At 50.4% G+C, this 715-nt stretch carries 1 pseudogene; it reads left to right on the forward strand.

Features of this window, described 5'->3' with window-relative positions:
• Window positions 1–242: 242 nt before the first annotated feature.
• Window positions 243–715 (forward strand): annotated as a pseudogene (locus CBE72_RS19600) (transposase family protein); the annotation flags it as partial.

The raw sequence follows: 715 nt of genomic DNA on the forward strand, positions 1-715 counted from the left end.
TCTGATGTCCGTGAACAACTGCGGATGATGACATTGCGAGCCTCTGTCAGTGTGCAAGGGCGCTCGGTTACCCTGTATGAGGGCGTTGTTGACTAAAAGCATTTCGAACTATTGCCCCCGTTTTTGAAGCCGAAGGAATGCGGCTTTCCGACATACACACGGCATCTATCGATACCGAAGGCAGAACATTCTAGAAGCTAAGACATAAATTTCAGTGGAAAATATGTTTAGTCAACAACGCCCTGTATGAGCGTACTTTCAAGTTTGCCGACTACAATGCTCCTCGCAGTCATAACGCCTTCTTGGCGGAGTTGGCACAGGTGCTGCCATCCCATGTTTGTCCACTGATTGTNGTGCTGCCATCCCATGTTTGTCCACTGATTGTCACCGATGCAGGTTACCGCAATACCTGGTTTCGGGAGGTGGAACGATATGGTTGGTTTTGGCTTGGCCGTGTCCGTGGGGATGTCGGCTTTCTCCTGGTCAATCATGCCCAATGGCAGTCGAATAAGTCGCTTTATCCCTCCGCCACGGCGAAAGCCCGGCATATTGGTTACGTAAAACTGGGACGAAAATCGCCTATGCGCTGTCATTTACATCTGTACAAGGCTGCGCCGAAACATCGAGCCGACAAGCGGTCATCCAAAGCAGGACGCAATCATACGGCACAACAAAGTTACCGTCTTGGCAGTAAAGAGCCTTGGTTACTGGCAAC

Origin of the sequence: Shewanella carassii (assembly GCF_002777975.1) — a bacterium.
GTDB lineage: Bacteria > Pseudomonadota > Gammaproteobacteria > Enterobacterales > Shewanellaceae > Shewanella > Shewanella carassii.